This is a genomic window from Microbacterium lemovicicum (genome assembly GCF_003991875.1).
Taxonomy (GTDB): Bacteria; Actinomycetota; Actinomycetes; order Actinomycetales; family Microbacteriaceae; genus Microbacterium; species Microbacterium lemovicicum.
On sequence record NZ_CP031423.1, the window covers coordinates 3,346,379 to 3,372,458 of the forward strand.

The 26,080-nt window shown below is 71.9% G+C and carries 29 protein-coding genes; 16 read left to right on the forward strand and 13 right to left on the reverse strand.

What is annotated here, in order from left to right; translation table 11 throughout:
* Positions 1 to 55: 55 nt before the first annotated feature.
* Together CVS47_RS15640 and CVS47_RS15645 are read left to right on the forward strand one after the other, a co-directional pair.
* Positions 56 to 1,366: an Nramp family divalent metal transporter gene (locus tag CVS47_RS15640; protein ID WP_127096919.1), complete on the forward strand. Its 1,311-nt coding sequence runs from the start codon at positions 56 to 58 to the stop codon at positions 1,364 to 1,366.
* A 32-nt stretch (positions 1,367 to 1,398) separates the two neighbouring features.
* The gene (locus CVS47_RS15645; RefSeq protein ID WP_127096920.1) at positions 1,399 to 2,034 is read left to right on the forward strand and encodes a metal-dependent transcriptional regulator; all 636 of its coding nucleotides are present in this window, start codon (positions 1,399 to 1,401) and stop codon (positions 2,032 to 2,034) included.
* A 329-nt stretch (positions 2,035 to 2,363) separates the two neighbouring features.
* On the opposite strand, the gene CVS47_RS15650 is transcribed toward CVS47_RS15645, so the two are convergent.
* Positions 2,364 to 3,326: an SDR family NAD(P)-dependent oxidoreductase gene (locus CVS47_RS15650; RefSeq protein WP_127096921.1), complete on the reverse strand. Its 963-nt coding sequence runs from the start codon at positions 3,324 to 3,326 to the stop codon at positions 2,364 to 2,366.
* 114 nt (positions 3,327 to 3,440) lie between these two features.
* Between CVS47_RS15650 and CVS47_RS15655 the strand changes: the two genes are divergently transcribed.
* The 3 genes from CVS47_RS15655 to CVS47_RS16825 are packed head-to-tail and all read left to right on the forward strand — an operon-like array spanning position 3,441 to position 4,962.
* Positions 3,441 to 4,250 (forward strand): HAD-IIA family hydrolase, encoded by an 810-nt coding sequence (locus tag CVS47_RS15655; protein ID WP_127096922.1) that lies wholly within the window; start codon positions 3,441 to 3,443, stop codon positions 4,248 to 4,250.
* Complete coding sequence (locus tag CVS47_RS15660; RefSeq protein ID WP_127096923.1) at positions 4,250 to 4,822, forward strand: YdeI/OmpD-associated family protein; 573 nt, start codon at positions 4,250 to 4,252, stop codon at positions 4,820 to 4,822. The genes CVS47_RS15655 and CVS47_RS15660 overlap by 1 nt, the downstream gene beginning before the upstream one ends.
* Entirely contained in the window at positions 4,819 to 4,962 is a 144-nt protein-coding gene (locus tag CVS47_RS16825) for a hypothetical protein (protein ID WP_164734679.1), read from the forward strand. Before CVS47_RS15660 ends, CVS47_RS16825 begins: the two co-directional genes overlap by 4 nt.
* A 6-nt stretch (positions 4,963 to 4,968) precedes the next feature.
* Here the strand turns inward: CVS47_RS16825 and pyrE are convergent, their stop codons facing one another.
* Positions 4,969 to 5,547, reverse strand: a complete 579-nt coding sequence (gene pyrE / locus CVS47_RS15665; RefSeq protein WP_127096924.1) for an orotate phosphoribosyltransferase — start codon at positions 5,545 to 5,547, stop codon at positions 4,969 to 4,971.
* A gap of 74 nt (positions 5,548 to 5,621) precedes the next feature.
* Here pyrE and CVS47_RS15670 point away from each other — a divergent pair, with 74 nt between their 5' ends.
* Positions 5,622 to 6,464 (forward strand): exodeoxyribonuclease III, encoded by an 843-nt coding sequence (locus tag CVS47_RS15670; RefSeq protein WP_127096925.1) that lies wholly within the window; start codon positions 5,622 to 5,624, stop codon positions 6,462 to 6,464.
* Here CVS47_RS15670 and CVS47_RS15675 read toward each other — a convergent pair.
* The 4 genes from CVS47_RS15675 to CVS47_RS15690 are packed head-to-tail and all read right to left on the reverse strand — an operon-like array spanning position 6,461 to position 8,891.
* Positions 6,461 to 7,081 carry a hypothetical protein gene (locus CVS47_RS15675; protein ID WP_241240194.1) on the reverse strand — a complete coding sequence of 207 codons (621 nt, stop codon included), beginning with the start codon at positions 7,079 to 7,081 and terminating at the stop codon, positions 6,461 to 6,463. The two genes, CVS47_RS15670 and CVS47_RS15675, sit on opposite strands and share 4 nt — an antisense overlap.
* 12 nt (positions 7,082 to 7,093) lie before the next feature.
* A complete protein-coding gene (locus tag CVS47_RS15680) occupies positions 7,094 to 7,717 on the reverse strand; it encodes a dihydrofolate reductase family protein (protein ID WP_127096926.1) in 624 nt (207 codons plus the stop codon).
* A gap of 31 nt (positions 7,718 to 7,748) precedes the next feature.
* Positions 7,749 to 8,450: a winged helix-turn-helix transcriptional regulator gene (locus CVS47_RS15685; RefSeq protein WP_127096927.1), complete on the reverse strand. Its 702-nt coding sequence runs from the start codon at positions 8,448 to 8,450 to the stop codon at positions 7,749 to 7,751.
* Positions 8,451 to 8,891, reverse strand: a complete 441-nt coding sequence (locus CVS47_RS15690; protein WP_127096928.1) for a VOC family protein — start codon at positions 8,889 to 8,891, stop codon at positions 8,451 to 8,453.
* Positions 8,892 to 9,028: 137 nt separating this feature from the next.
* Here CVS47_RS15690 and CVS47_RS15695 point away from each other — a divergent pair, with 137 nt between their 5' ends.
* A complete protein-coding gene (locus CVS47_RS15695) occupies positions 9,029 to 10,333 on the forward strand; it encodes a sensor histidine kinase (protein WP_338142371.1) in 1,305 nt (434 codons plus the stop codon).
* A complete protein-coding gene (locus CVS47_RS15700; protein ID WP_127096930.1) occupies positions 10,330 to 11,007 on the forward strand; it encodes a response regulator in 678 nt (225 codons plus the stop codon). Before CVS47_RS15695 ends, CVS47_RS15700 begins: the two co-directional genes overlap by 4 nt.
* On the opposite strand, the gene CVS47_RS15705 is transcribed toward CVS47_RS15700, so the two are convergent.
* From CVS47_RS15705 to CVS47_RS15715, 3 genes are all read right to left on the reverse strand, one after another.
* Positions 11,004 to 11,999 carry an IS481 family transposase gene (locus tag CVS47_RS15705; protein ID WP_127096931.1) on the reverse strand — a complete coding sequence of 332 codons (996 nt, stop codon included), beginning with the start codon at positions 11,997 to 11,999 and terminating at the stop codon, positions 11,004 to 11,006. The genes CVS47_RS15700 and CVS47_RS15705 overlap by 4 nt on opposite strands.
* Before the next feature lie 115 nt (positions 12,000 to 12,114).
* Positions 12,115 to 12,387, reverse strand: coding sequence for a hypothetical protein (locus CVS47_RS15710; RefSeq protein ID WP_127096932.1), 273 nt, complete (start codon positions 12,385 to 12,387; stop codon positions 12,115 to 12,117).
* Between the two features lie 360 nt (positions 12,388 to 12,747).
* Positions 12,748 to 13,317, reverse strand: a complete 570-nt coding sequence (locus CVS47_RS15715) for an NADPH-dependent FMN reductase (RefSeq protein WP_127096933.1) — start codon at positions 13,315 to 13,317, stop codon at positions 12,748 to 12,750.
* 188 nt (positions 13,318 to 13,505) lie between these two features.
* On the opposite strand from CVS47_RS15715, the gene CVS47_RS15720 reads away from it, so the two are divergent.
* Positions 13,506 to 14,390, forward strand: a complete 885-nt coding sequence (locus CVS47_RS15720; protein ID WP_127096934.1) for an ABC transporter ATP-binding protein — start codon at positions 13,506 to 13,508, stop codon at positions 14,388 to 14,390.
* Complete coding sequence (locus CVS47_RS15725; protein WP_127096935.1) at positions 14,387 to 15,520, forward strand: ABC transporter permease; 1,134 nt, start codon at positions 14,387 to 14,389, stop codon at positions 15,518 to 15,520. Before CVS47_RS15720 ends, CVS47_RS15725 begins: the two co-directional genes overlap by 4 nt.
* Before the next feature lie 29 nt (positions 15,521 to 15,549).
* Here the strand turns inward: CVS47_RS15725 and CVS47_RS15730 are convergent, their stop codons facing one another.
* Complete coding sequence (locus tag CVS47_RS15730; protein ID WP_127096936.1) at positions 15,550 to 17,343, reverse strand: glycoside hydrolase family 15 protein; 1,794 nt, start codon at positions 17,341 to 17,343, stop codon at positions 15,550 to 15,552.
* A gap of 156 nt (positions 17,344 to 17,499) precedes the next feature.
* Here CVS47_RS15730 and CVS47_RS15735 point away from each other — a divergent pair, with 156 nt between their 5' ends.
* A complete protein-coding gene (locus CVS47_RS15735) occupies positions 17,500 to 18,873 on the forward strand; it encodes a glucose-6-phosphate dehydrogenase (protein ID WP_127096937.1) in 1,374 nt (457 codons plus the stop codon).
* 43 nt (positions 18,874 to 18,916) lie between these two features.
* Here the strand turns inward: CVS47_RS15735 and CVS47_RS15740 are convergent, their stop codons facing one another.
* The gene (locus tag CVS47_RS15740) at positions 18,917 to 19,669 is read right to left on the reverse strand and encodes a DeoR/GlpR family DNA-binding transcription regulator (protein ID WP_127096938.1); all 753 of its coding nucleotides are present in this window, start codon (positions 19,667 to 19,669) and stop codon (positions 18,917 to 18,919) included.
* A 46-nt stretch (positions 19,670 to 19,715) separates the two neighbouring features.
* Here CVS47_RS15740 and CVS47_RS15745 point away from each other — a divergent pair, with 46 nt between their 5' ends.
* The gene (locus CVS47_RS15745; RefSeq protein ID WP_241240195.1) at positions 19,716 to 20,090 is read left to right on the forward strand and encodes a DUF4406 domain-containing protein; all 375 of its coding nucleotides are present in this window, start codon (positions 19,716 to 19,718) and stop codon (positions 20,088 to 20,090) included.
* Between the two features lie 8 nt (positions 20,091 to 20,098).
* Here CVS47_RS15745 and CVS47_RS15750 read toward each other — a convergent pair whose 3' ends face one another.
* Positions 20,099 to 20,479, reverse strand: a complete 381-nt coding sequence (locus tag CVS47_RS15750) for a VOC family protein (protein ID WP_127096939.1) — start codon at positions 20,477 to 20,479, stop codon at positions 20,099 to 20,101.
* A gap of 179 nt (positions 20,480 to 20,658) precedes the next feature.
* On the opposite strand from CVS47_RS15750, the gene CVS47_RS15755 reads away from it, so the two are divergent.
* The 4 genes from CVS47_RS15755 (at position 20,659) to CVS47_RS15770 (ending at position 24,452) form a co-directional block, all read left to right on the forward strand.
* On the forward strand, positions 20,659 to 21,249 hold the full coding sequence (locus CVS47_RS15755) for a nitroreductase family protein (protein WP_127096940.1): 591 nt from the start codon (positions 20,659 to 20,661) through the stop codon (positions 21,247 to 21,249).
* 195 nt (positions 21,250 to 21,444) lie between these two features.
* Complete coding sequence (locus CVS47_RS15760; protein ID WP_127096941.1) at positions 21,445 to 22,566, forward strand: type III polyketide synthase; 1,122 nt, start codon at positions 21,445 to 21,447, stop codon at positions 22,564 to 22,566.
* Positions 22,563 to 23,270 carry a methyltransferase domain-containing protein gene (locus CVS47_RS15765; protein ID WP_127096942.1) on the forward strand — a complete coding sequence of 236 codons (708 nt, stop codon included), beginning with the start codon at positions 22,563 to 22,565 and terminating at the stop codon, positions 23,268 to 23,270. Before CVS47_RS15760 ends, CVS47_RS15765 begins: the two co-directional genes overlap by 4 nt.
* 45 nt (positions 23,271 to 23,315) lie before the next feature.
* Positions 23,316 to 24,452 (forward strand): FAD-dependent oxidoreductase, encoded by a 1,137-nt coding sequence (locus CVS47_RS15770; protein ID WP_127096943.1) that lies wholly within the window; start codon positions 23,316 to 23,318, stop codon positions 24,450 to 24,452.
* A gap of 667 nt (positions 24,453 to 25,119) precedes the next feature.
* On the opposite strand, the gene CVS47_RS15775 is transcribed toward CVS47_RS15770, so the two are convergent.
* Positions 25,120 to 25,968, reverse strand: a complete 849-nt coding sequence (locus CVS47_RS15775) for a UbiA family prenyltransferase (RefSeq protein WP_127096944.1) — start codon at positions 25,966 to 25,968, stop codon at positions 25,120 to 25,122.
* Positions 25,969 to 26,080 lie beyond the last annotated feature (112 nt).

Here is a 26,080-nt window from a genome sequence, read left to right on the forward strand (position 1 = left end):
CGCCCTGTGCACGTTCGGGATACCCGTGCGGCCACCGAGTTGATAGGTTTTCGGTATGCCGAAAGATTCCGCGACGCTGCGGGCCGCACCGCGTCGCGCGAGCCGGCCGCCGACGCCGCAGCGGCTGGCCTGGCTGCTGGGTCCGGCGCTCGTGGCCGGCGTCGCCTACCTCGACCCCGGCAACGTCGCCAGCAACATGACGGCCGGCGCCCGCTTCGGCTACCTGCTGGTGTGGGTCGTCGTGCTGGGCAACGTCATGGCGTGGCTGATCCAGTACCTCTCCGCGAAGCTCGGCATCGTCACGGGGCGGAGCCTCCCCGAGAACCTCGGCACGCGCATCCGCCGCCCGTGGGCCCGCCGGGCGTACTGGCTGCAGGCCGAGCTCGTCGCGATGGCGACCGACATCGCCGAGGTCATCGGCGGCGCCGTGGCGCTCAACCTGCTGTTCGGCCTCCCCCTGATCTGGGGCGGACTCGTCACCGGCCTCGTGTCGATGGCGCTGCTCGTCCTGCAGACCCGACGCGGCGCGCGCACGTTCGAGTTCGTCATCGTCGGACTCATCGTCGTCATCGCGGTCGGCTTCACCGTCGGGGTCTTCGTCGGCCCGCCCGACCCGGCCGGCGTCGTCGCGGGTCTGGTCCCCCGCTTCGACGGCGCCGACTCGGTGCTGCTGGCCGCCTCCATCCTGGGGGCGACGATCATGCCGCACGCCATCTACGCGCACTCCGCCCTCGCGCGCGACCGCTTCGCCGCTCACCGCCCGCCGAAGGGCGAGCCGGAGAACGGGACGGATGCCGCGGCCACCGGCATCCCGATCCCCCGGCTGCTGCGCGCCACCCGCTGGGACGTGAGCATCGCGATGCTCATCGCGGGCACGGTGAACCTCTGCATCCTGCTGCTCGCGGCGGCGAACCTCGCGGGCGTGCCGGGCACCGACTCGCTCGAGGGCGCCCACGCAGCTCTCGAGGCGGGCATCGGACCCGTTGTCGCCACCCTCTTCGCCGTCGGTCTGCTCGCGAGCGGCCTGGCCAGCACGTCCGTCGGCGCGTACGCCGGCGCCGAGATCATGCACGGCCTCCTCCGCGTGCGCATCCCGCTCATCGCCCGTCGCCTGGTCACGCTCATCCCCGCGCTCATCATCCTGGGCGCCGGAGTCGACCCGACCCTCGCGCTGGTGCTGAGTCAGGTCGTGCTGTCGTTCGGCATCCCCTTCGCGCTCATCCCGCTCATCGTGCTGACGGCCGACCGCGCGCTGCTGGGCGCGCACCGCAACCGGCGCATCACGACGGCGGCCGGGATCGCGGCATCCGTGTTCCTCATCGCCCTCAACGGCGTGCTGCTCTGGCTCGTGCTGGGCGGCGGCTGACCCGGCACCCGGCCGCCGGTAGCCTGAGATCCGTGGCTTCCCCCGCGATCGACGACTACCTGAAGACGATCTACCACCACACCGAGTGGCAGAGCGAGAAGATCACCCCGTCGCAGCTCGCGCTGGTGCTGGGCCTCGCCCCCTCCAGCGTCACCGAGATGGTGCGCAAGCTCGCCGCGCAGGGTCTGGTCACGCACCGCCCGTACGGGCCGATCTCGCTCACCGACGACGGGGAGCATCGCGCGGCAGCGGTCATCCGCCGCCATCGGCTCATCGAGGCGTGGCTCGTGCAGGAGTTCGGCTACGGCTGGGACGAGGTGCACGACGAGGCCGAGGTGCTCGAGCACTCCATCAGCGACCGGCTGCTCGACGGCATCGACGAGCGCCTCGGACGCCCGCGCTTCGACCCCCACGGCGATGCGATCCCGGATGCCGCGGGCCGGGTCCACCGCGACGACTTCGTGATCCTCGGCTCCGCCCCGGCGGGGCACCGCGGCCGGGTGCTGCGCGTCAGCGACCGCGACGCCGGCCTGCTGCGTGCACTCGAGGAGGCGGGCGTCCGCCCCGGCGCCGAGATGGTGGTGACGGATGCCGCGACCTGCGAGCTCGACGGCACGCCCCTGTCGCTGCCGCCCGGCGCGGCGGAGGCGGTCTGGCTCAGCGCCTGACCGTGCTCGCTCGCGGCATTCCGACTCGCCGCGGTGGTGTGCGGATCCGGAGGAGATGCGGCGAAGCGGAGGATGCGTGCTCGCTCGCGAGCGGGTCGATTTGCCGGGGCGATGTGCGGATCCGGAGGAGATGCGGCGAAGCGGAGGATGCAGCATCCGGATCCATCCTCCGGAGCGACACATCTCCTCTCGATCTGCACGCGGTCGGGCGGGAACGGACCGGGCATTCACCTGGCGCCAGGTGCCGGAACGGCGGCGAGGCGGCGGCATCACCCGTCAGGTGAACTCACGGCGGCATCACCCGTCAGGTGAACCAACGACGGCGCGGCTCAGCGCCGGGTCTTCGTGGCCTTGAGGAACGGCCACTGCACGCCCGCGGCGTCCTCGCAGACGCCCCAGAGGCGCGCGGCGATCTCCGGGTCGCGGGTGATCTTCGACGCCGTGCCCTTGCGCGGCTCGCCGCGCGTCACGAAGCGCGGTCCGAGGAAGTCGCCGCCCTCGACCTCGGGATCGGCGAGCGCGCGCACGAGCGGCCAGGCGCCGCGCTCCTTCGACTGGGTGAGGGCGGCCTGCAGGTTGTCGGTGAAGCGCGCCAGCCGGCTCGGCTCGTTGACGCCGACGACGCCGCGGGTGCGTCCGCTGACCGAGTAGCCGGGGTGGGCGATGATGCTCCGCACGGGCACGCCGGCGTCGCGCAGCCGCCGGTCGGCCTCGAAGCCGAGCGCGGTGGTGGCGACCTTGGACTGCACGTAGGCGCGCCAGCCGGTGTAGTTCTCGTGCAGCTGCGGGTCGACGGGGTCCTGCGCGCCCAGCGAGGTCGACATGCTGCCGAGCCACACCATGCGTCCGCGGCCCGCGGCGAGCGTCAGCAGCAGGGCGCCCGCGAGGGCGAAGTGGCCGAGCACGTTGGTGGCGAAGACGAGCTCATTGCCGTCGAGGGAGGTCTCGCGCTCCTTCGGCGGGTGCACGATGCCGGCGTTCAGCAGCAGGCCGTCGAGCTTGCCGCGGCCCTTGACGGTCGCGGCGGCGGCGCGGACGGATCCGAGATTGCTCGTGTCCAGCAGGAGGGTCTCGACGCTGCCGGAGGCTCCGGCATCCACCACCCTGCGCGTCACCGCGGCACGCGCCGCCGCCAGACGGTTCGGGCTGCGGCCGGTCATGACGACATGGGCGCCCGCTCCGACGAGCTGCTCGGCGGAGAAGTAGCCGAGGCCGGCGTTGGAGCCGGTGATGAGGTAGGTGCGACCGGAGAGGTCGGGGAGGTTCTCGGGGTCCCAGTCGCCGCGTGCCACGTTTCGACACTAGCCCCGCCACCGCTCGCCGGGCGGGCTCCGCGGCCCGCGAGCCGCGCGCACGCTCCGCATCCCACCCGGGCGGCCGGCGCACCCCGCGGCTAGGCTGACCGCATGCGGACCCATGCCGAGATCGAGTGCTGGCTGACCGACATGGACGGCGTGCTCGTCCATGAGAACACTCCCGTCCCTGGCGCGGCCGAGCTGCTGCAGCAGTGGACGAACGAAGGCACCCCCTTCCTCGTCCTCACCAACAACTCGATCTTCACCCCCCGGGATCTGAGCGCGCGGCTCCGCGCCTCGGGACTGGTGGTGCCCGAGGCATCCATCTGGACCTCCGCGCTGGCGACCGCCGACTTCCTCAAGGGGCAGGCGCCCGGCGCAACGGCGTTCGTGATCGGCGAGGCGGGCCTCACGACCGCTCTGCACGAGGCCGGCTTCATCATGACCGAGACCGATCCCGACTACGTGGTCGTCGGCGAGACCCGCAACTACTCGTTCGAGGCGATCACGAAGGCGATCCGGTTCATCGCGGCGGGGGCGCGCTTCATCGCGACCAACCCCGACGCGACGGGGCCCTCGACCGACGGCGTGCTGCCGGCGACCGGCGCGATCAGCGCGCTCATCACGAAGGCGATCGGCAAAGAGCCTTACGTCGTCGGGAAGCCGAACCCGATGATGTTCCGCTCGGCGCTCAACCGGATCGGCGCGCACTCCGAGAACACGGGCATGATCGGCGACCGCATGGACACCGACATCGTCGCGGGCATCGAGGCCGGGCTGCACACGATTCTGGTGCTGACCGGCATCAGCGACGCCGCGGAGATCGAGCGCTACCCGTTCCGCCCCGATGAGGTGCTGGACTCCGTCGCCGACCTCGTTCGCGACGAGCCGCTCGAGACCGAGGAAGCCGACATCCTCTGATGGGCGCCCTCGACGACGGCGAGAAGGTCGTGGCTCCGGATGCTGCGGCCTGGCGCGCCTGGCTCGAGGAGAACCACGCGACGGCGACCGGCGCCTGGCTGGTGCGCGGACGCTCCGGCTACGTCGACCGGTACGTCGCCTACGAGGACGCGATCCTGCACGCGCTGTGCTTCGGGTGGATCGACGGGCCGGTGCGGGTGTTCGACGAGGAGACCACGGGGCTGTGGTTCACACCGCGCCGGCCCGGCAGCGGCTGGGCGGCGACGAACAAGGCGCGCATCGCGCGGCTGGAGGCCGAGGGGCTGATGGCCGAGGCCGGCATCCGGGTGCTGGAGGCGGCGAAGGCGAGCGGGTCGTGGACGCTCCTGGACGGACCGGAGGCGCTGCTCGAGCCGCCCGAGCTGACCGTCGCGCTCGACGCGCTTCCCGCCGCCCGCGCCGCGTGGGACGCGTTCCCCCCGTCGACGCGCAAGGTCGGACTCACGAACATCGCGATGGCCAAGCGCCCGGAGACGCGCTCCGCCCGCATCGCCAAGATCGTCGCCGACGCGGCGGAGGGGAAGAGACCGTGAACGGACTCGATCAAGGCCTGCTCTACGGCGTCTCGGCCGTCGTGCTGCTCGGAACGCTCGTCGTCTTCGTCATGCAGTACGTGCGCATGAACCGCCGCGACCGCGACGAGCGCGACCGCGAGGACGGGCCCGACGCCTGACGCGCGCTACTGGGCGTCGAGGCCGAGGTCGTCGAGGTCGACGGCGGCCAGCCACGTCAGGCCCTCCGCCTCGACGGCGGCCTGGGCGCCGGTGCGGCGATCGACGATGACGGCGACCGCGACGACCTCGGCGCCCTCGCGGCGCAGCGCCTCGACCGCCGCGAGCGCGGACTGGCCGGTCGTCGAGGTGTCCTCGAGGACGACCACGCGCTTGCCCGAGACCTCGGCGCCCTCGACCTGACGGCCGCGGCCGTGGTCCTTGGGCTCCTTGCGCACGACGAAGGCGTCGAGCGGCCGCGGGGTGCGGGCCGACTCGTGCATGACCGCGTTCGCGATCGGGTCGGCGCCGAGCGTCAGCCCGCCCACCGCCACGACGCCCTCGACGTCGCGGATGAGGTCGAGCATGATGCGGCCGATCGCGGGCGCGGCGCGGTGGTCGAGCGTCAGCTTGCGCATGTCGACGTAGTAGGTGGCCTTCTTGCCGCTCGAGAGCGTGAAGTCCCCGTGGAACACCGCCTCGTCCTCGATCAGCGCGATGAGGTACTGGCGATCTGCTTCGAGCTCGGGCGTGGAGGCGACGGTCATGACCTCGATTGTAGGGATCGGGATGCCGCGGCATCCGCTCTTCGGACGTCGTCGGCCGACCCTAGGCTGGAAGCATGCGCCTTGCCACCTGGAACGTGAACTCCGTGCGTGCTCGTGTGGACCGGATCGTCGAGTTCGCCGTGCGCGAGAGCGTCGACGTGCTGGCCATGCAGGAGATCAAGTGCAAGGCCGAGCAGTTCCCCTTCGACGCCTTCGAAGACGCCGGCTACACCGTCGAGGCGCACGGCTTCTCGCAGTGGAACGGCGTCGCGATCGCGAGCCGCGAGCCGCTCGAGAACGTCCGCACCGCCTTCCCCGGCATGCCCGGGTTCGAGAAGGGCCACGAGGGCCCGGATGCTCCGCAGGAGGCCCGCGCGATCGCCGCGACGATCGGCGGGGTCGAGGTGTGGAGCCTCTATGTCCCGAACGGCCGCGCGCTGGGGGATCCGCACTACTACTACAAGCTCGACTGGCTTTCGGCGCTCGAGCAGTACACGCGCGAGTCGCTCGCCGCGAACCCCGACCTCGCGCTGGCGCTCGTGGGCGACTTCAACATCGCGCCCACGAACCCCGACAACGGCGTGCCCGGCGTCGTCGAGGGCTTCTCGACGCATGTCTCGCCGCCCGAGCGCGCCGCCTTCGCGTCGCTCGTCGATGCCGGAGTGAGCGACGTCGTGCGCCCGCTGGTGCCGACCGGCTACACCTACTGGGACTACAAGCAGCTGGCGTTCCCCCGCAACGAGGGCATGCGCATCGACTTCATCCTCGGCTCGCACGCGTTCGCCGACGCCGTGACGGGGGCGGCCATCCACCGCAACGAGCGCAAGGGCAAGGCGCCGAGCGATCACGTGCCCGTCGTCGTCGACCTCGATCTGACGAGCCCCGACGAGGACGACGACCGCCCGATGATCTTCTAGGGCGTCGCGGAGCCGTTCGGCGCGGGCGTGGCAGGTGTCGGCGTGCTCGTCTCCTCCGGGGTGCAGCCCGGCGGCTCGGAGTTGCCGCTGATCGCGAAGTCCTGACAGGTGAGGAACCGCGACTGGTTCATGCCGAGCAGGAGCGAGATCACCGCCACCCCCAGCACGACCGAGGTGATGAGCCAGATCGTGCGGCGGCGGCGCTCGGCGGCGAACTCGGGCCAGATGATGCGCACGAGCACCCACAGCGTGAACGGTATGCCGACGATCACGACCAGCAGCGCGAAAAGGTCGACGATCGCCGCGCCGAGGTCGTCGGGGTTCTGCGACGAGACCAGGAAGTTCAGCACGAGCCACACGGTCGGTATCAGCAGCACGAACGCTCGCACGAGACGTCCGCGCACGGGTCGGCGCTCGACCAGCACGAAGACGAACGCCGCCGTCGAGGCCGCCCAGAGGCCGAGGATGTTGTCGAAGAAGATCTCGCCCCACGCGCCGAGCGTGAACGCCGGCCACCAGGCGATGGCCGACATGCCCACCATCACGACGCCGACGGGGACGTCGCGGCGCTGACGGTCGGGGGCGGTGGTCGACTCCGCGGGAGGCTCCTGGCTCACGCCCGCACCGTATCAGGCGGTCATGTCGCCCGTCGTGGGCGCACCGTCGGGGCCGTAGCGCAGCGATACGACTCCGGAGTCCCCGGTGACTGCGGGGGCGAGCATCTTCAGCCGTGCCGGCATCGCGCCGTCGGGGAAGACCTTGCGGCCGGTGCCGAGAACGAGGGGATACACCCACAGCACCAGCTCGTCGTACGCCTCGGCCGCCAGCAGGGAGTGGACGAAGTCGATCGACCCGATGACGTGGATGTCGTCGTGCGTCTCGCGGAGGGCGGAGACGGATGCCGCGGCGTCCTCCCCCAGGCGATGCGAACCCGCCCAGCGCAGGTCGACGTCGCCGCGGGAGGCGACGTACTTGGGGATCTCGGCGAACCGGCGGCCGATGGCCCCCTCCGCCTCGCCCTCCTCGTGCTGCGGCCAGTAGGCGGCGAAGATGTCGTACGTGCGGCGGCCGAGCACGAGCGCATCCATGGCCGAGATGCCCGCCATGATCTCGCGGCCGATGATCTGGTCCTGGTAGGGAGCCTGCCATCCACCCCAGGTGAACCCGCCCGAGGTGTCCTCGTCGGGACCGCCCGGCGCCTGCGCGACGCCGTCGAGGGTGGTGAACAGATCGATGGTGATGCGACCGGACATGGTCGCCTCCTTCCCGGCGGCGGTGCCGTCGTCATGCGGCGATGATGCCGCCTCTGGGGTCGATGTGGAAGATCTCGGCGAAGCGCTCGAGCAGGTCGGCGTCGCCGCGGACGACCGCCACCTGATCCTGCGCGACCGCGTCGGCCGGAGCGAGCTCGCCGGAGATGACGGAGCGGATGCCGGGGCCCGCCACGATCACGACGTCGGGCTCGCCGGCGGGCGGCGTCCCGCCCACCGGTGGAGCGGGCGGGGCGATCTGCCAGACCTGCAGCACACTGCCGGCGACCTGGGCGCGGAGGGCGACGTCACCCACGTGGAGCTCGACGTCGACCGCCGGGCCGGAGGCCGCGGCATCCGGTCGGAAGGCGGTCCTCAGCGCCATCGTGAGCGAATCTGCCGTCACGACGTCACCGGGCTCGGGATCGCCCATCTGCGCGAAGCCCCAGCGTCCGAGCGCGAGCACGATCGGCTCGAGCTGCCGGCCGTAAGGGGTCAGCTCGTAGACGAGCCCGCAGTTCTTCAGGGGCACGCGCTGCACGACGCCGCCCTCCTGCAGCTCCTTGAGCCGGGCGGAGAGGATGTTCGTCGGGATGCGCGGCAGTCCCCTCGAGAGGTCGGTGTAGCGCCGCGGTCCGACGAGCAGGTCGCGGACGATGAGCATCGCCCACCGTTCGCCGATCAGCTCGACCGCGGTCGTGACCCCGCAGTACTGCCCGTAGCTGCGAGCGGCCACTCAGGCCTGCGCCTGCTCCGCCATATAGGCCTCGGGGCCGATCTCGGCGGCCTTGGGGTCCATCCAGAGGAATCCGACCTCGTTGCCGTCCGGGTCCTCGATGTCGCGGCTGTACATGAAGCCGTAGTCCTGCGCCTCGCGCAGCTCGCGGCCGCCGTGGGTGGTCGCGGCGGCGACGGCCGCATCGACGGCGTCGCGCGAGTCGCGGCTGAGAGACACCAGCGCGGTCGTGGTGAGGGTTGGGTCGCCGATCTCCTTCTCGGTGAAGGTGGCCATGAACTCGCGCTTCAGGACCATGAAGTAGACGTCGTCGCTCCAGACCAGGCAGGCGGCGTTGTCGTCGGTGAAGTTCGGATTGATCGTCGCCCCGAGCCCCGTGTAGAACGCCTTCGCGCGCTCCAGATCGGTGGTGGCGATGTTGACGAAGATGCTGGTGCTCATGATGACTCCTCTGTCGGTGATGGCGCCCGTCCGGGCATAATTTATACTTGCTAAAAGCAAGCATGCTTGTCAAGAGCAAGCATCAGATCCCTCGAGAGGCGGATGCCGCGGCATCCGCTCCTGCGTACCGTGGAGGTGTGATCGATGACGCCTACGTCCGCCCCGTGCCCACGGCGCGCGAGCTGAGGACCGATCTCGTGCTGGCGGGGGTGATCCTCGTCGGCGCCGTGCTCAGCGCCGCGCTCAGCGCGATCGCGGGCATCTACGGCGACGAGCAGGGCCCGCTCTGGCAGGCCGTGATCTACGCCTTCGTGCTGGCCGTGCCCCTGGCGCTGCGGCGCCGCCTCCCCGCGACGGTGGCCGTCGTGGTGTGCACCGCGTACTTCGCGGCGGCCACGTTGCGCGTGCCCGAGCTCTACGTCGGCAACATCGCCATGTTCATCGCGCTGTACACGGTGGGCGCCTGGTCACGAAGCCGCCACCGGGCGATGATCGTGCGGGTCGCGATCATCATCGGGATGTTCACGTGGCTGATCATCTCCATGTACACGGAGGCGATCGCGAAGGCCGACGAGGCCGACGTCATCGCGGGGGCGATGTCGCCGTACGTCGCCGGCGCGCTGCTCAGCGTGCTGACCAACCTGCTGTACTTCGGCGGGGCGTACTACTTCGGCGACCGCTCGTGGCTCGCGGCCCGCCAGCGCGCGACGCTCGAGCAGCGCACCGCCGAGCTCGAGCGCGAGCGCGAGGTGACCGCGGCGCAGGCGGTCGCCCTCGACCGGGTGCGCATCGCCCGCGAGCTGCACGACGTCGTCGCCCACCACGTCTCGGTGATGGGCGTGCAGGCCGGGGCCGCCGGCGCGGTCATCGCAACGGACCGGGATGCCGCGCGCGACCTGCTCGGCGGCATCGAGGGCTCCGCCCGCGAGGCCATCGACGAGCTGCATCAGCTTCTGGACACCCTCCGCGCACCGGGTGGCACCGTGGGCGGTGACGCGGGTGAGCCGTCGGGGTCGACCGTCGGACTCGAGGGGCTGCCGGCACTGGTCGCCGCATCGGACGCGACGGGGCTGCCGACCGCATTCGCGGTCGTCGGGGCCGAGGCGCCCGTGCCGCGCGTCACCCAGGTGAACCTGTACCGCATCGCCCAGGAGGCGCTCACGAACGCCCGCCGCCACGCGGGACCGGGCGCGCGCGCGGACGTACGGCTGCGCTACGACGCGTCCGCCGTCGAGTTGGAGGTCGTCAACACCGGCCGGGCGGTGCCGGAACCGCGGCCGGGGCTCGGGCAGCTCGGCATGCGGGAGCGGGCGACGGCCTCCGGCGGGCGGATCGAGATCGGTCCCCGCGAGCGCGGCGGGTTCCGCGTGCGGGTCTCGGTGCCGATCGCCGGCGCCTCCCTCGGCAGCCCGGCGTCCCCGCTGGCCGAGGCGACCCGATGATCCGCGTGCTGCTGGTCGACGACCACGCCGTCATGCGCTCGGGCTTCCGCACGATCCTCGAGGCGGGCGGCGACGTCACCGTGGTCGGCGAGGCGGCGACCGGCGCGGAGGCGGTGGCCGCGGCATCCGCTCTGGATCCCGACGTCATCTGCATGGACGTCCAGATGCCCGACATGGACGGACTGGAGGCGACGCGGCGCATCGTCGCCGACCCCGCCCTGCGAGCGGCCGTCATCGTCGTGACGACGTTCGACCGCGACGACTACCTGTTCGCCGCGCTCGAGGCCGGAGCCAGCGGTTTCCTGCTGAAGAACGCCGGCGCCGCCGAGCTCGTCTCGGCCGTGCGCGTGGTCGCGGGCGGCAACGCGCTGCTCGCGCCGGAGGTCACGCGCCGGGTGATCGAGAGGTTCGCGGCGGGGGGCGCTTCGCCGTCGCCCGCGTCGCCGGTGCCGACGCGGGGCGTGACCGAGGTTCCGCCGGGGGAGCCGCTCACCGAACGCGAGACCGAGGTGCTGCGCCTCCTCGCCCGGGCGCGCAGCAACGCCGAGATCGCTCAGGAGCTGTACATCGGCGAGGCGACGGTCAAGACGCACGTGTCGAACATCCTGCAGAAGCTCGGCGCCCGCGACCGCGTGCACGCCGCCGTCATCGCCCTGCGCCACGGGCTCGGCTAGCTGTGATGTCCAGGCAGGTTGTTGAGTCTGCTGATGGGTGGGCCGCCGATGGCGGAGTGGGTTCGGTGATGATTGTAGAAGTGCAGCCAACCGGGCAAGGCAGCGCGTCGTTCGGTTTCTGAGGAGTAGAAGCGGGCGTAGGCCCATCCGTCGGCGAGGGTGCGGTGCAGGCGCTCGATCTTCCCGTTGGTCTGCGGCCGGTAGGGGCGAGTTCGTTTGTGGCGGATCCCGAGCTGGGTGCAGGCGTCTTTCCAGGCGTGGGATCGGTAGGCCGAGCCGTTGTCGGAGAGCACGCGCTCGACGGTGACGCCGCGTTCAGCGAACCAGGTGACTGCGCGCTCGAGCACGCCGATCGCCGTGACGGCCTTCTCGTCTGCGCAGACCTCGATGTAGGCGACGCGGGAGTGGTCGTCGATCACGGTGTGCAGGAACGCGGTGCCGATGAGAGGGCGGTAGTGGCGGCCGCGTTCCCCGGTTCGGACGGCTTGGTCGCGGGCGTTGGCTTTGCTCTGCTGGCGGCTGAGGAACTTGTGTCCGCCGCCGTCGGGGATGTTGCCGAACTTGGTGACGTCGACGTGGATAAGCGAACCCGGGTGCGGGTGCTCGTAGCGTCGGATCGGCTCGCCGGTGACGCGGTCGATATGGCTGAGCCGGTTGATCCGGGCGCGCACGAGCACCGCGTGAACTGTCGATGCCGGCAACCCCAGTTCGCCGCCGATCTGCACAGGTCCGAGCCGTCGCCGCCATCGCAACCTGACGATTCGTTTGACGACATCCGGTGGTGTTCTGGTCGGCATCGACCGCGGGCGACTGGAGCGATCCACCATCCCCGCAGCGCCCTCGGCCCGATATCGGGCCGCCCACTTTCGGGCAGTCACGGGCGAGACCATGAACATCTTGGCCGCGACGATCACCGGCCACCGATCATCGACGACGAGCCGCGCCAACCGAAGTCGAGCGCGCGGAGTCAGAGCAGCATTAGCGTGGGACACGAAGGCCTCCTGAGTGCGAGAGCGGTTCCTAGACAGCTCCACTCTCGCAACGGGAGGCCTTCACCCGTCAGCGAATCACACGCTATTCACGCAACAACGTCCCTGGACATCACAGCTAGCCGCGCAAGGCGCGAGCCGCGCGAGGCAACCGCGCGAGCTGCGCGGCGAGGAAGGTCGCCGGCTTCAGGGAGAGCCGCGGCTCGGCACGGCGGAGCGCCCTGATGACGTGCACCTGCTGATCCGCGGTGAGGCCGGCGTCGTGGATGACACCGCGACCCCACTCCTGAGCCGCGGCGAGACGGTGGGCGCCGTCGGAGCCGAACAGCTCCTCCAGCTCGATGCGAGGGTCGGAGCTGTCGCCGTAGATGAGCTTGCGGAGATCGGTCATCGGCTGGTTCCTCTCGTCGGTGCCGGCGGTGGAGTCCAGGCTCCCCGATCCCGCGCACCGCCGCCTCCCTCGCGCGACGGATTCTCGTCCTGCGATCGGAGTCAACGCCCCTGCCGTACACGACTCCACAGATCGCGGCCCGGACGGCCGTGAGGCGGATGGCGCGGCCGCGGACTGCGCGATTCCGTGGAGTTGTGCACGCACGAGGCGGACCCGCGCAGCGGTTTGCCGCCCGGGCCGCCCGCTGAGAGAAGCGGATGCCGCGGCATCCGCTTCTCCCGACCGTTCACGTGACGCTTCCTGAGGAAACGACGCGGCGCATGCCGCTGGAGGCGTCACCGCAACCGGAACCAGAGAGGCTCAGACCGCAGCGGGGGTCTTCGCGTAGCGGTCGACGAGGGCGTTGAAGGCGGTGAGGTAGCCGACCAGGAACTCCGCGGTCTCGTCGTTCGTGACCTCGCCGCTGTCGGTGAAGACGCCGGGCTGCGACTGGACGTAGCCCTCCGGCTGACCCATCGTCGGCGCGTTCAGGTGGCTCATGATCGCCTTGAGGTGCTGCTGCGCGGTGGCCGTGCCGATGGCGCTGCCCGACGTGCCGATCAGGGCGGTGGGCTTGCCGTCGAAGGCGCCCTGGCCGTACGGGCGGGCGGCCCAGTCCAGTGCGTTCTTCAGCACGCCCGGGATCGAGCGGCTGTACTCCGGGGTGACGATGATGACACCGTCGACGTCGGCGATCGCCTGCTTGAAATCGCGCGCGACCTGCGGGAAGTCGGCGTCGTGGTCCTGTGAGTAGAAGGGGAGGTCGGCGATCGGGATCTCCACGAGCGTCGTGCCGGCGGGCGCGAGACGCTCGAGGGCCTTCGCGAGACGGCGGTTGATCGAGGTCGACGAGATGCTTCCGACGATGTAGCCGATGGTGCGATCGGTCATGGGATTCTCCTGTTCTCAGCGGCTGCGCGCGATGCACGCGGCGAGGGTCCGCCTCGACGGCGGGAATCGCCAGCCTATGCGGGTGCATGAATCCGGTCAGCGGCTTGACAAGGACGCCGCGCGACGGAGAGGAGATCTCCGTCCCGCGGGGGATCCGCCGCGGCATCCCTCCTCACTAGCGTGAGGGCATGCTGCAACTGAGAGACCTCGACAAGAGCTACGGCTCGCACCACGTGCTGGACCACGTGTCCTTCGACGTGCGCCCCGGTCGGCTGACCGGCTTCGTCGGCGGCAACGGCGCCGGCAAGACGACGACGATGCGCATCACGCTGGGCGTGCTGGCCTCCGACTCGGGAACGGTGGCGCTCGACGGCGCACCGGTCACCACCGCCGACCGCCGGCGCTTCGGCTACATGCCGGAGGAGCGCGGGCTGTATCCGAAGATGAAGGTCCTCGAGCAGATCGTCTATCTCGCGCGACTGCACGGGTATTCGAAGTCGGATGCGACAGCCTCCGCCACCGCGCTGCTCGAGCGTCTCGGACTCCACGAGAAGCTCGACGTCAACGTCGAGACGCTGTCGCTCGGCAATCAGCAGCGCGCCCAGATCGCCGCGGCGCTCGTGCACGACCCGGAGGTGCTCATCCTCGACGAGCCGTTCTCGGGCCTCGACCCGATCGCGGTGGACGTCGTCGCCGCCGTCCTGCAGGAGCGCGCCGCGGCCGGCACGGCGGTGCTCTTCTCGTCGCACCAGCTCGACCTCGTCGAGCGGCTCTGCGACGACCTCGTCATCATCGCCGGCGGCACGATCCGCGCCTCCGGCGAGCGCGAGGACCTCCGCGCGCAGCACGCGCGCCGCCGCTACGAGCTCGTCTCCGCGGGCGACGCCGGCTGGCTCCGCACCGTCCAGGGCGTCGAGATCGTCGACTTCGACGGCGGCTACGCGGTCTTCGACGTCGACACGGACGAGACCGCGCAGCGCGTGCTGCGCGAAGCCGTCTCGCGGGGCGCCGTCGGCACCTTCGCCCCCCAGCGCCCCACCCTCGCCCAGATCTTCCGGGAGGTCGTCCGATGAACGCCACCACCACGACAGCCCCCGCCCGCCGCAGGGTCGACCACCCTGCCGCGCCGAGCGAGGCATCCGCCATCTGGCTCGTCGCCGAGCGCGAGATCGGCACGAAGCTCCGCAGCAAGGCCTTCGTGATCTCCACCGCGATCCTGTTCCTGGCGGCCCTCGCCGGGCTCGTCTTCGGCGGACTCGCGGCGCAGAACCAGTCGGGCACGCCCGTCGCTGTGGTGTCGGACGCCGCCTCCCTCGTGCCGTCCGAGGCCGGCCTGAACGTCACCGAGGTGCCCGACCGCGCGGCCGCGGAGCAGCTGGTGATGGACGGGACGGTGGATGCCGCGATCGTGCCCGACCCGTCGGCAGAGCCCTTCGGCTACTCGATCGTCGCGAAGTCGTCGGCGCCGACGTCGCTGATGCTCGGCTTCGCCCAGGTGCCGCCCGTCGAGCTGCTCCAGCCGGCGCGCACCGATGAGGCGATCCGCTACTTCGTCGCGATCGGCTTCGGCGTCGTGTTCCTGATGGCCGCCAGCCTGTTCGGGTCGACGATCGCGGCCAGTGTCGTGGAGGAGAAGCAGACGCGCGTCGTCGAGATCCTCATCTCGGCGATCCGCGCGCGGACGCTGCTGGCCGGCAAGGTGATCGGCAACACGATCCTCGCGATGGGGCAGATCCTCGTCCTCGCGGCGATCTCGATCACGGGGCTCTCGATCATCGGGCAGAGCCAGCTGCTCAGCCTGCTGGGCGCCCCGATCCTGTGGTTCGCGGTGTTCTTCCTGTTCGGCTTCATCCTGCTCGCGGCGCTGTTCGCCGCCGCCGGCGCGATGGTGTCGCGTCAGGAGGACATCGGCTCGACGACCTTCCCGATCACGATCTTGATCATGGCGCCGTACTTCCTGGTGATCTTCTTCAACGACAACCCCGTCGTGCTCACGATCATGTCGTACGTGCCGTTCTCGGCTCCGGTGGGGATGCCGATGCGCCTCTTCCTCGGCGAGGCGCAGGCGTGGGAGCCGATCGTGTCGCTCCTCATCCTGCTGGCCACCTGCGTCGGCGCGATCCTGCTCGGCGCGAAGATCTACCAGAACTCGCTGCTGCGCATGGGCGGCCGCGTGAAGCTGGCCGAGGCGCTGCGCGGCTGACCCGGGCCGGCCCGGCCCCGCCGGCCGGGTCAGCGCACGTGGCCGCGCGGGGGCTGGACGCCGGCGAGCGCGTCGGCGGCCCGCACGAGCGCCAGGTGCGACAGGGCCTGCGGGGTGTTGCCGGCGTGACGCTGCAGGGTGACGTCGTACTCCTCCGACAGCAGCCCCACGTCGTTCGCCAGCCCGCACAGGCGGTCCATCAGTGCCTCCGCGTCGTCGAGGCGGTTGCTGGCGGCGTACTGCTCGACGAGCCAGAACGAGCAGGCCAGGAACGGATGCTCGTCGCCCGGCAGTCCGTCGACGTCCGACTGCGTGCGATACCGGTGCAGGAGGCCGTCGCGCATCAGGCGCTTCTCGATCTCGTCGACGGTTCCCAGCATCCGGGCGTCGTCGGCGGCGCAGTAGCCGACCTGCGGGAGCATCAGCAGCGCGGCGTCCACCTCGGGCGAGCCGTAGGCCTGCACGAAGTGGCCGCGTTCGGCGTCGTAGCCCTGTTCGTCGATCTCCGCCCGCATCCGCTCGCGCAGCTCCTCCCACCGGTCGGCGGGACCGTCGAGTCCGTGCTCGCGCACCGCGCGGGCGCCGCGGTCGAAGGCGGCCCAGATCATGACGCGCGAGTACGTGAACATGCGCGGGTCGCCCCGCATCTCCCAGATGCCGTTGTCGGGGCGGGCCATGTTCTCCTCGACGTAGCCGAGCAGAGCGCGTTGCAGCGGCCAGGAGTACGCCCCCTCGTCGACGCCGGCGTTGCGCGCGGCCTCGAGCGCGAGCATCACCTCGCCCATCACGTCCGCCTGGTACTGGGTCACCGCGCCGTTGCCGATCCGCACGGGCGCGGCGCCGTCGTAGCCGGGGAGGTTCGGCAGCACGCGCTCCTCGAGGTCGCGCTCCCCCGCGAGCCCGTACATGATCTGCACGTCGGCCGGATCGCCCGCGATCGCGCGCAGCAGCCACCTCCGCCACATCGCCGCCTCTCCGGTGAACCCGTGCTCCAGCAGCGCCTCGAGCGTCAGCGACGCATCCCGCAGCCAGACGTAGCGGTAGTCCCAGTTGCGCACGCCGCCGAAGTCCTCCGGCAGCGACGTGGTCGCGGCCGCGACGATGCCGCCCGTGTCCTCGTGCGTGAGCGCACGCAGCACCAGCAGCGAGCGCACGACCTCGTCGCGGTAGGGGCCGGTGTGCCGGATGCGGCCGGCCCAGGCCGCCCACCAGGCGTCGGTCGTGGCGAAGGCGGCGTCGACGTCGACCGGATCGGGGATCTCCCGGTGCGACGGATACCAGGTCATCGTCAGATCGACCGTGTCGCCCTCGCCGACGGTCACGGTGCCGGCGTGGGCGTGGTCGACCGCGTGCAGCGCCGCCCCGCGGAACACCAGGGCATCCGGTCCCGCGATCGCGATGAGCAGCGGATCGTCGTCGGTGCCGGCCTGGCGCATCCACGGCATCGCGCGCGCGTAGTCGAAACGCACCCGCACCTCCTGGCGGAACTCCACGGTGCCCGAGACGCCGCGGATCCGCCGGATCACATCGGCCCGGCGATCGCCGTACGGCATCACGTCGAGCACCTCCGCGACCCCCGTGGGCGTCTGCCACCGCGTCCGCAGCACGAACCCGTCGCCGTCGTAGGCGCGGGTGCTGGTGGCATGCGCATCGCGGGGCCGCAGCATCCACCGTCCGTGATCCTCCGTGCCCAGCAGGGCGGCGAAGGTCGACGGGGAGTCGTAGCGCGGCAGGCACAGCCAGTCGATGCTGCCGTCACGCGAGACGAGGGCGGCGGTGTGACAGTCGCTGAGGACGGCGTAGTCCTCGATGGGTGAAGCCATGGGCAGAGTCTGACAGTGTGCGGATGCCGCGGGCTCCGGTCCCGCCGATGAGTCCGCTGTGTGTCGGCGATGCGCCGGCGCGGCATCGGCTGTGCGTCGCGGATGGACCCCGACGGGTCGTGGAGGGGCGACGCCGTCGCGGCATAGGGTGGCGACATGACCGCCACCCAGACCACGCTGATCGTGCTCGGCGCCTCCGGCGACCTCACGTCGCGCCTCCTCATGCCCGCGCTGGGGCAGCTGCTCACGCGGGAGCCGGAGCGCGGGATCCGCCTCATCGGCGCCGGCATGGACGACTGGGACGACGCGAAATGGCGCGAGGTCGTGACCGCGTCGTTCGCGACGGTGAAGGCGAGCGGGTCCGCGGTCGACGCCGTGCTCGCGGGCGCGACGTACCGGAGGTCGGACATCACGAAGCCCGAGGATCTGCGGGCGCTGCTGGCCATGGCCGAGGGCCGTCCGGCCTTCTACTTCGCGGTGCCGCCGGCGGTCGCGGCCACGGCGTGCGTGGCGCTCGAGCAGGTCACGCTGCCCGAGGGGCTGATCCTCGCCCTCGAGAAGCCGTTCGGCACCGATGAGGCCAGCGCGCACGCGCTCAACCAGGTGCTGACCAGGCTCGTGCCCGAAGACCAGGTGCACCGCATCGACCACTTCCTCGGGCGCTCCACGGTGCTCAACGTGCTCGGCGTGCGCTTCACGAACCGCATCTTCGAGCCGACCTGGTCGGCGGAGCACATCGAGTCGGTCGTCATCCGCTATGACGAGGCGCTCGGCCTCGAGGGACGCGCGGGGTACTACGACAAGGCGGGCGCGCTCGTGGACATGATCCAAAGCCACCTGCTGCAGGTGATGGCGGTCGTGGCCATGGATCCGCCCTCGACGCTCGGCGCGATGGATCTCCGCGACGCCAAGGCCGTCGTGCTGCGCGCGACGAGCGTGTGGGAGGACGACGCCGTCGCCTCCTCGCGCCGCGCCCGGTACGGCGCCGGCACGATCGGCGACCGCACGCTGCCGGCCTACGCCGACGAGGAGGGCGTGGACCCGGCACGCGGCACCGAGACGCTGGCCGAGATGACGGTGGGCATCGCGACCTCGCGCTGGGCGGGAGTGCCCTTCGTCCTCCGCTCGGGCAAGGCCCTCGGCGACCGTCGCAGCGAGATCGTCATCCGCTTCAAGCCGGTCACCCACCTGCCCGGCGGCTTCGAGGGCTCGGCGGACGCCACAGTGCTGCGCCTCACCCTCGGACCCGACCGCATGGCGCTCGAGATCAACGTCAACGGCCCCGGCGACCCGTTCGAGCTCGACCGCGTCGCCTTGGAGACCGAGTTCGGCGAGGGCGAGCTCCTCGCCTACGCCGAGGTGCTGCAGGGCATCCTCGACGGCGATCCCACCCTGTCGGTGCGCGGCGACACCGCCGAGCAGTGCTGGCGCATCGTGCAGCCCGTGATCGACGCCTGGCAGAAGAACGAGGTGCCGCTGGAGGAGTACCCGGCGGGAACGCCCGGTCCGGCATCCTGGCCCCAGCTCTGAGGGTCACGCCGGATCACGTCGTCTCGGGACGGATGCTGCGGCCTCAGGCCTCGACGATCGGCACCCCGGCGCCGGCGAGGTCCGAAAGCGCCGGACCCGCGGGGTCGGCGTCGGTGATGACTCCGGCGACGGACTCGAGCGGCAGGACGCTGTAGCGGGAGGCGGCGCCGACCTTCTCGACGCTCGCCAGCACGTAGGTCTCCGCCGCGCGGGCGGAGAGCGCGCGCTTCATCGCGGCCTCCTCCTCATCGCCCGTCGTCAGTCCCGCGGCGGCATGGACGCCGGTCACCCCGAGGAAGAAGACGTCGGCGCTGAGGCGGCCCGCGGCCTCGACCGCCGCGGCACCGCAGGCGACGCCGGAGTGCTTGAACAGGCGCCCGCCGATGAGGATGACGTCGGCGGCGTGATCGAGGAGGGCGGACGCGATCGTCGGGCTGTGGGTGATGACCGTTCCCGCGAACGACGTCGGGAGAGCCGCGACCATGGCGAGAGCCGTGGTGCCGCCGTCGAGGATGATCGCGGAGCCGGGTTCGATGAGCGCCACGGCGGCCGCGGCCACCCGTCGCTTACTGTCGGGCGCGACGGTCGCCCGCGCCGCGAGGTCGGCGACCGCGGGGGAGGCCGGGAGGGCGCCGCCGTAGACGCGGACGGCCAGGCCCGCGGCATCCAGTTCGCGGAGGTCCCGGCGGATGCTGTCCTCGGAGAGTCCCAGCTCACGGGCGAGGTCCTTCGCGATGAGCCGCCCGTCACGGCGGAGTCGGTCGAGCAGAAGATCCTTGCGCGCAGCGGCCAGCATTCGCGTTCCTTCCGGTTTGTGCACGTTGTGTCGTAGTGTAACCGACATGACCGCACCCCTGATGATCCTGATCGCCGGCCCCTACGCGTCCGGCACCGGTGGCGACCCCGCCCTGATGGCCGAGAACCTGGCCCGACTCGAAGAGGCGGCGTGGCCGATCTTCCGGGCCGGCCACGTGCCGATGATCGGCGAGTGGGTGGCGCTGCCGGTGCTGTCCAGCGCGGGCGCGTCAGGTCCGGGCGACCCGCTGGCCGCCTCGGTGATGTATCCGACGGCCGAGCGGCTCCTGCAGCACTGCGACGCGGTGCTGCGCCTTCCGGGCGCCTCCCGGGGAGCAGACCAGGACGTCGCGATCGCCGAGAGCCGCGGCATCCCCGTCTATCGGTCGCTGGAGGACGTGCCGGGAGTCGTCGCGGCCTGACGGAAGGCTCAGTCGGTCTTGAGCACCGAGAGCACGTTGCCGGCGGGGTCGCGGAACCACGCGATGTCAGGACCCCAGCCGCGCGAGATGCCCTTCTCGTCGGTGTCGCCCTCGCTGTCGTCGTAGATCTTCGTGACGATGCCGCGGCTGTTGAGGTCGTCGACCACCGCGTCCACGTCGTCGACGGGGAAGTTCAGGATCGTGAACGAGGCCGGCTCGTGGTTCGGCTTGCTGTAGATCAGCACGTCCGATCCGGTCGGCAGGTGGAGGACGAGGAAGCCCATGTCGTCCTTGCGCACGTCGAGTCCGAGGGTCTCGCCGTAGAAGCGCTGCGCCGCCTCGATGTCGTCGACCGAGAAGCCGCTGAAAGCCCGTTCCGCACTGAACATGTCGTCCTCCTCCGGGCGGCCGCCCGCCCTCCACGTCCACTGTGCTCCTGCGACCGACCACTGTCTACGGTGGCCGCGCGTCACGGGGGGACTCATGGCGACGGGAATAGATTCAGCCGCATAGTGTTTTATCCTCGGTGGCAACGGCGCCTCCCCGTCATCCATCAGAAGGAAGCGCCATGAACGCGAACTCCCCCACCCTCGACCGCACCGCCGTCACCGACAGCCCCGTGCTGGACGTGCTCGCCGCGCGCTGGAGCCCGCGCGCCTTCGACAGCGTCGCGCCGGTCGACGAGGCCGCCCTCGCGAGCGCGCTGGAGGCCGCACGCTGGTCGCCGTCGGCCAACAACTCCCAGCCGTGGCGCTTCATCGTCGCCCGGCGCGGCACCGAGAACCACCGCCTCGTCGTGGACTCGCTGGTCGGCTTCAACCGCGAGTGGGCCGGCGATGCCGCCGCTCTCGTCGTCGCGGTGGCCGAGACCGAGTCGGCGGACGGCCGGCCCCTCGCCTTCGCGGCCTACGACCTCGGACAGGCCGTCGCGCACTTCAGCGTGCAGGCGCACCACGACGGGCTCCACGTCCACCAGATGGGCGGCTTCGACCGCGACGCCGTCCGCGCCGCCTTCGACCTGGACGAGCGCTTCAGCCCGACCGTCGTCATCGCCGTCGGCCCGGTCGGCGACGCAGCCCAGCTCTCCGACGCGCTCCGCGAGCGCGAGGTCGCCCCTCGGGTGCGCCGCCCGCTGGCCGAGAGCATCCTCGCGGCCTGACGCGGTATGCGCGGCCCGACATCGCCCGCCGCGGCCTGCCGCAGCCCGCGGGGTCCCGCGCCATCGGCACGTGAACCCCGCGCCGGCTCCGCGCCTCGGGCCGGCGGGCCGGGCGCTCTCCTCCGAGGCGTAGCCCGACCGCGCTCCCGGCGCCACCCTGGTCCGAAGGTCCGCCAGGCGTGCCTAAGGTGAAGCATGACCGCGCACATCCTGTCGATCGGCACCGCCCTGCCGCAGACGACGATCGAGCAGGATGACATGCGCGACTTCTTCGCCCGCCAGCCCGGCTACGACCGCCTCGCCTCCCGGCTCGTCCACGCCGCCTTCGACGCGGCGGCGATCGAGCGGCGGCACACCGTGGTCACCGAGCTGGCCGACGGCGGCACGCACGGTCGCGACGTCTTCGTCTCGGCCGACGGCGTGCTCCAGGCGCCGTCGACGGGCGTCCGCAACGCGGTCTATGCCGCCGAGGCGCCCGCGCTCTTCGCGGAGGCCGCGCGTGCGGCGCTGACCGGGGCGGGCATCACCGCCGACGCCGTGACGCACGTCGTGACGGCGTCGTGCACCGGATTCTTCGCGCCCGGTCCCGACTACCGGCTCATCCGCGACCTCGGACTCCCCGCGACGGTCGAGCGCTACCACCTCGGCTTCCTCGGCTGCGCCGCGGCCTTCCCCGCGCTGCGCACCGCGTCGCACATCTGCGCCTCCCGGCCCGACGCCGTCGTGCTCGTGGTCTGCGCGGAGCTGTGCTCGCTGCACATCCGCTCCAGCACCGAACCCGACCAGATCGTCGCCTCGTCGGTCTTCGCCGACGGCGCGGCCGCCGCGGTCGTCTCCGGCCGATCCGGATCCGGTCCGAGCCTCGAGCTGGAGCGCTTCGGCACCAGCGTCACGAGTGAGGGCGAGACCGACATGGTCTGGCTCATCGGCGACGAGGGCTTCGAGATGACCCTCACGGCCGAGGTGCCGCGCATCATCGGACGCGAGATCCTCGACGTCGTGACCGGATTCCTGGATGCCGCACCCGGCGACGAGCGGCCATGGGGCGTGGACGCCTGGGCCGTGCACCCGGGCGGTCGCAGCATCCTGGATCGCGTCGAATCCTCCCTGTCGCTCGACCCGGCCGCCCTGGCGGCGTCGCGGGCGGTGCTGCAGCAGGCGGGCAACATGTCGAGCGCGACGATCCTCTTCATCCTCCGCGACCTGCTGGCCGACGCGGCCCTCGGCGATGACGCCCGCATCGCCGGGCTCGCGTTCGGGCCGGGGCTGACGGTCGAGTCGCTGCTCGCCGTGAAGCACATGCCGCCTGCGGCATGACTCTCCGCGAACGGGATGTCCGGCTCCGCGAGCTGATGGACGATCCGGACTGCGACCCCGATCGCCTGCGTGCGACGCTGCGCCGCTTCGACACGGTGAACCGGCTGATCTCCGGGTGGGACACCGTCTACCGCCGGCATCTGCGACCGCTGCTGGAGTCGCTCGGCAGACCCGCGCGCGTCCTCGACCTGGGCTGCGGCGGAGGCGACGTCGTCGTCCGCCTCGCGCGGCTCGCCCACGCCGACGGCTTCGACGCCTCGTGGCTCGGCGTCGATCCGGATCCGCGGGCACTCGAGGTCGCGGGCGAGCGCCGCGGTTCCGGCGTCGAGTTCCGGAGCACCGACTCCGCGACCCTCGTCCGCGAGGGCGCACGCTTCGACGTCGTGCTGTCGAACCACGTGCTGCACCACCTGGCAGCAGACGAGCTGACGAGCTTCACGACCGACTCCCGCGCCCTGTCGGCCGGTCTCGTGCTGCACGCCGACATCGAGCGCAGTCGCACGGCCTACGCGCTCTACGCCGTCGGCATCACGCCCCTCGCACCGGGCACGTTCCTGCGCACCGACGGCCTCCGCTCGATCCGCCGCAGCTACCGATCCGATGAGCTCGCGGCGGCCCTCCCCGGCTGGCGGATCGAGCGGCCGGTGCCGCTCCGGGTGCTCGCCGTGGCCGAGGGCGCCGCGGCCGGCTCCCGGTCGTCGTGACCGGCGGCCGTGACGACGGGGTCGTCGGAATGAGAGGCTGTGCGCGTGCATGACGTCGCGGTGGTCGGAGCAGGACCGGTCGGTCTCGTGCTCGCCGGTCTGCTCGCGAAGGACGGCCTCGACGTGCAGGTGCTCGAGCGACGGGATGCCGCGGGTGCCGGCACCCGGGCGATCGGCGTCCACGCGCCGGTGCTGGCCGCGCTCGAGGGGAGCGGCATCACCGACGACCTGCTGCACGACGCTGTGCGGGTCGGCCGCGGCGAGGCCCGTTCGGCGGGGCGCACGCTCGGCGTCGTGCGGTTCGACCGGCTGTCCACGCGCTTCCCCTTCGTCGCGACGCTCCCCCAGGCGGCGACCGAGCGAGTGCTCGCCGCCCACGCGCCCGCTCCGCGGCGCGCTGCCGCCGTCACCTCGGTGCACTCGCGCGACGACCGTGCCGAGGTCCGGTTCGGCGATCCGGCGGGCACGGCCTCATTGGATGCGCGCGTCGTCGTGGTCGCGACGGGCTGGAGCGGCCGCGACCTGGTGTACCGCAGCATCCCGACGCACGTCTATCCCGACCGCTACCTGATGGCCGACGTCGACACCGGAGACCGACCCGACCACGACGTCGCGATCGTCGACATCGACGGCACGGGGGTGATGGAGTCGTTCCCGCTGCCCGGCGCGCGCCGCCGGGTCGTCGCGTGGGATTCCCGCCCCGAAGACGACGAGCCCGCCGCCCGCGCCGCGCGTCTGGCCGAGTCCGTCGCGCGCCGGGGCGACCGGGTCGCCGCGGCGGCCGTCACCGAGGCGAGCTCGTTCGGCGTGCGCCGTGTCGTCGCGCCGGCGCTGCGCCGCGGCCGCGTCTTCGCGATCGGCGATGCCGCGCACGAGGTGAGCCCGATCGGCGGGCAGGGGATGAACCTCGGACTCCTGGATGCTGCGACCCTGGCCCCCCTGCTGACGCGCTGGATCCGCTCGGGCACAGCCCCCGACGAGGAGCTCCGGCGGTGGGAGCGGCGCCGCGTCCGCTCCGCGGGCACCGCCGCCCGGCTCGCCGCCGTCAACACGGCCCTCGGCCGCCCACTTACGTCCGCGGCCGACGCCGCGCGCCGCCTCGCGCTCCGCCTCGCGCTCGCCCGACCCGTCGGCGGCTTCTTCGCGTCGGCCTATGCCATGGGCCTGGACGCCGACGCCTGAGCGTTCCGCGCCGGGGTGGGTCGCGGCATGGTGGGTCGCGGCATGGTGGGTCGCGGCATCCGCCTGTTCGCCGTCACCTGACGCGCGATGTCGCCACCCGCGCGGGATACGAGCAGGACGCGTCAGGTGAACGCGGCGCGTACTGCCGCGCGCGCTGAGCCCGCAGTAGCCCCTCGACCCGCCGCCGCCACCTAACGCGCGATGTCGCCACCCGCGCGGAATAGGAGCAGGACGCGTCAGGTGGACACGGCCCGACGCCCGCCCGCGCGCTGGGCACGCATCATCCGCGCCGCCCATCGCCGTCACCTGACGCGAGTTGCTGTCACCGCCGCGGGATACGAGCAGAACGTGACAGGTGAACGCGGCCCGAACTGCCGCGCGCGCTGAGCCCGCGGCAACCGCGCCGCCCGCGCCGCGCGCGCTAAGCCCGCAACATCCCCGCAGGCCCATCGCCGCCACCTGACGCGCGTTGCGGTCACCCCCGCAGGACACGAGCAGAACGCGTCAGGTGAACGCGACCCGACGCCCGCCCACGCGCTGAGCCCGCATCATCCGCGCCGCCCATCGCCGCCACCTGACGCGCGATGTCGCCACCCACGCGGCATACGAGCAGAACGCGTCAGGTGAACACCGCAACACCGCGACACCGCAACACCGCAACACCGCCTCAGCCGACGAGCGACTGACCCGTCACCGCCAGCTGCACGCACAACAGCAGCGCCGCGAGCATGACCAGCCGGAACACCGCGCGGCCCGGCGGGCGAACGAGCGCGAGGATGAGTCCGGCGACGGCGAGCGCGGCGGCCAGGGCGAAGACGATCCAGCCGAGGGTCGACGGCGATGTCGGGCCGGCGAGCACGGCGACCGCTCCCGCGACGAGCGCCAGCGCGGCGATGACGGCCGACACGGTGCGGCCGAGGCGGTGCGGGAGACCGCGGATGCCGGTGCGGGCGTCGTCGTCGAGGTCGGGCAGCACGTTCGTGAGATGGATGGCGACGCCGATCGCGCCGCCCGCGACCCACGCCCACGCCGGTGCGAGGCGCGGATCGGCGGCGGACAGGGTGACGAGCGACGGCAGCAGACCGAAGCTCACGATGAACGGCAGCACGGACACCGGCGTCGCCTTGAGGCGCGCGTTGTACGCCCACGCCGAGGCGAGCGCGATGAGGTGGGCCACCAGCATCCCGATTCCGAGCACCGCCGACAGCACGAGCGCCGCAGCGACCGTCGCACCGGCGGCGATCCACGCGGTGCGGACGGCGACGTCACCGCGGGCGAGCGGCTTGTCCGCCCGCGCGTTGGCCCGGTCGCGGGCGGCGTCGAAGGCGTCGTTGGAGAGACCGACCGACAGCTGGCCGAGCAGGATCGCGGCGCCGAGCACGGCGATGCGCCAGAGGTCGAGCCCGGCGGCGGAGCCCAGCACCACCGCGATCGCCGTGACCACGACGCTCGGTCCGGGATGCGTCGAGCGCCACAGCACGCCGGCCACCCGGAGCGGCGAGGGCGCGGCAGTCATATCCCGACGCTAGCCCGCTCCGACCCCGCGCGCCGCCGTGCAGATGCTGAGGAGTTGTGCAGAAAAGGAGGAGGATGCCGCAGCATCCGCCCTCCCCTTTCGCACATGTCCT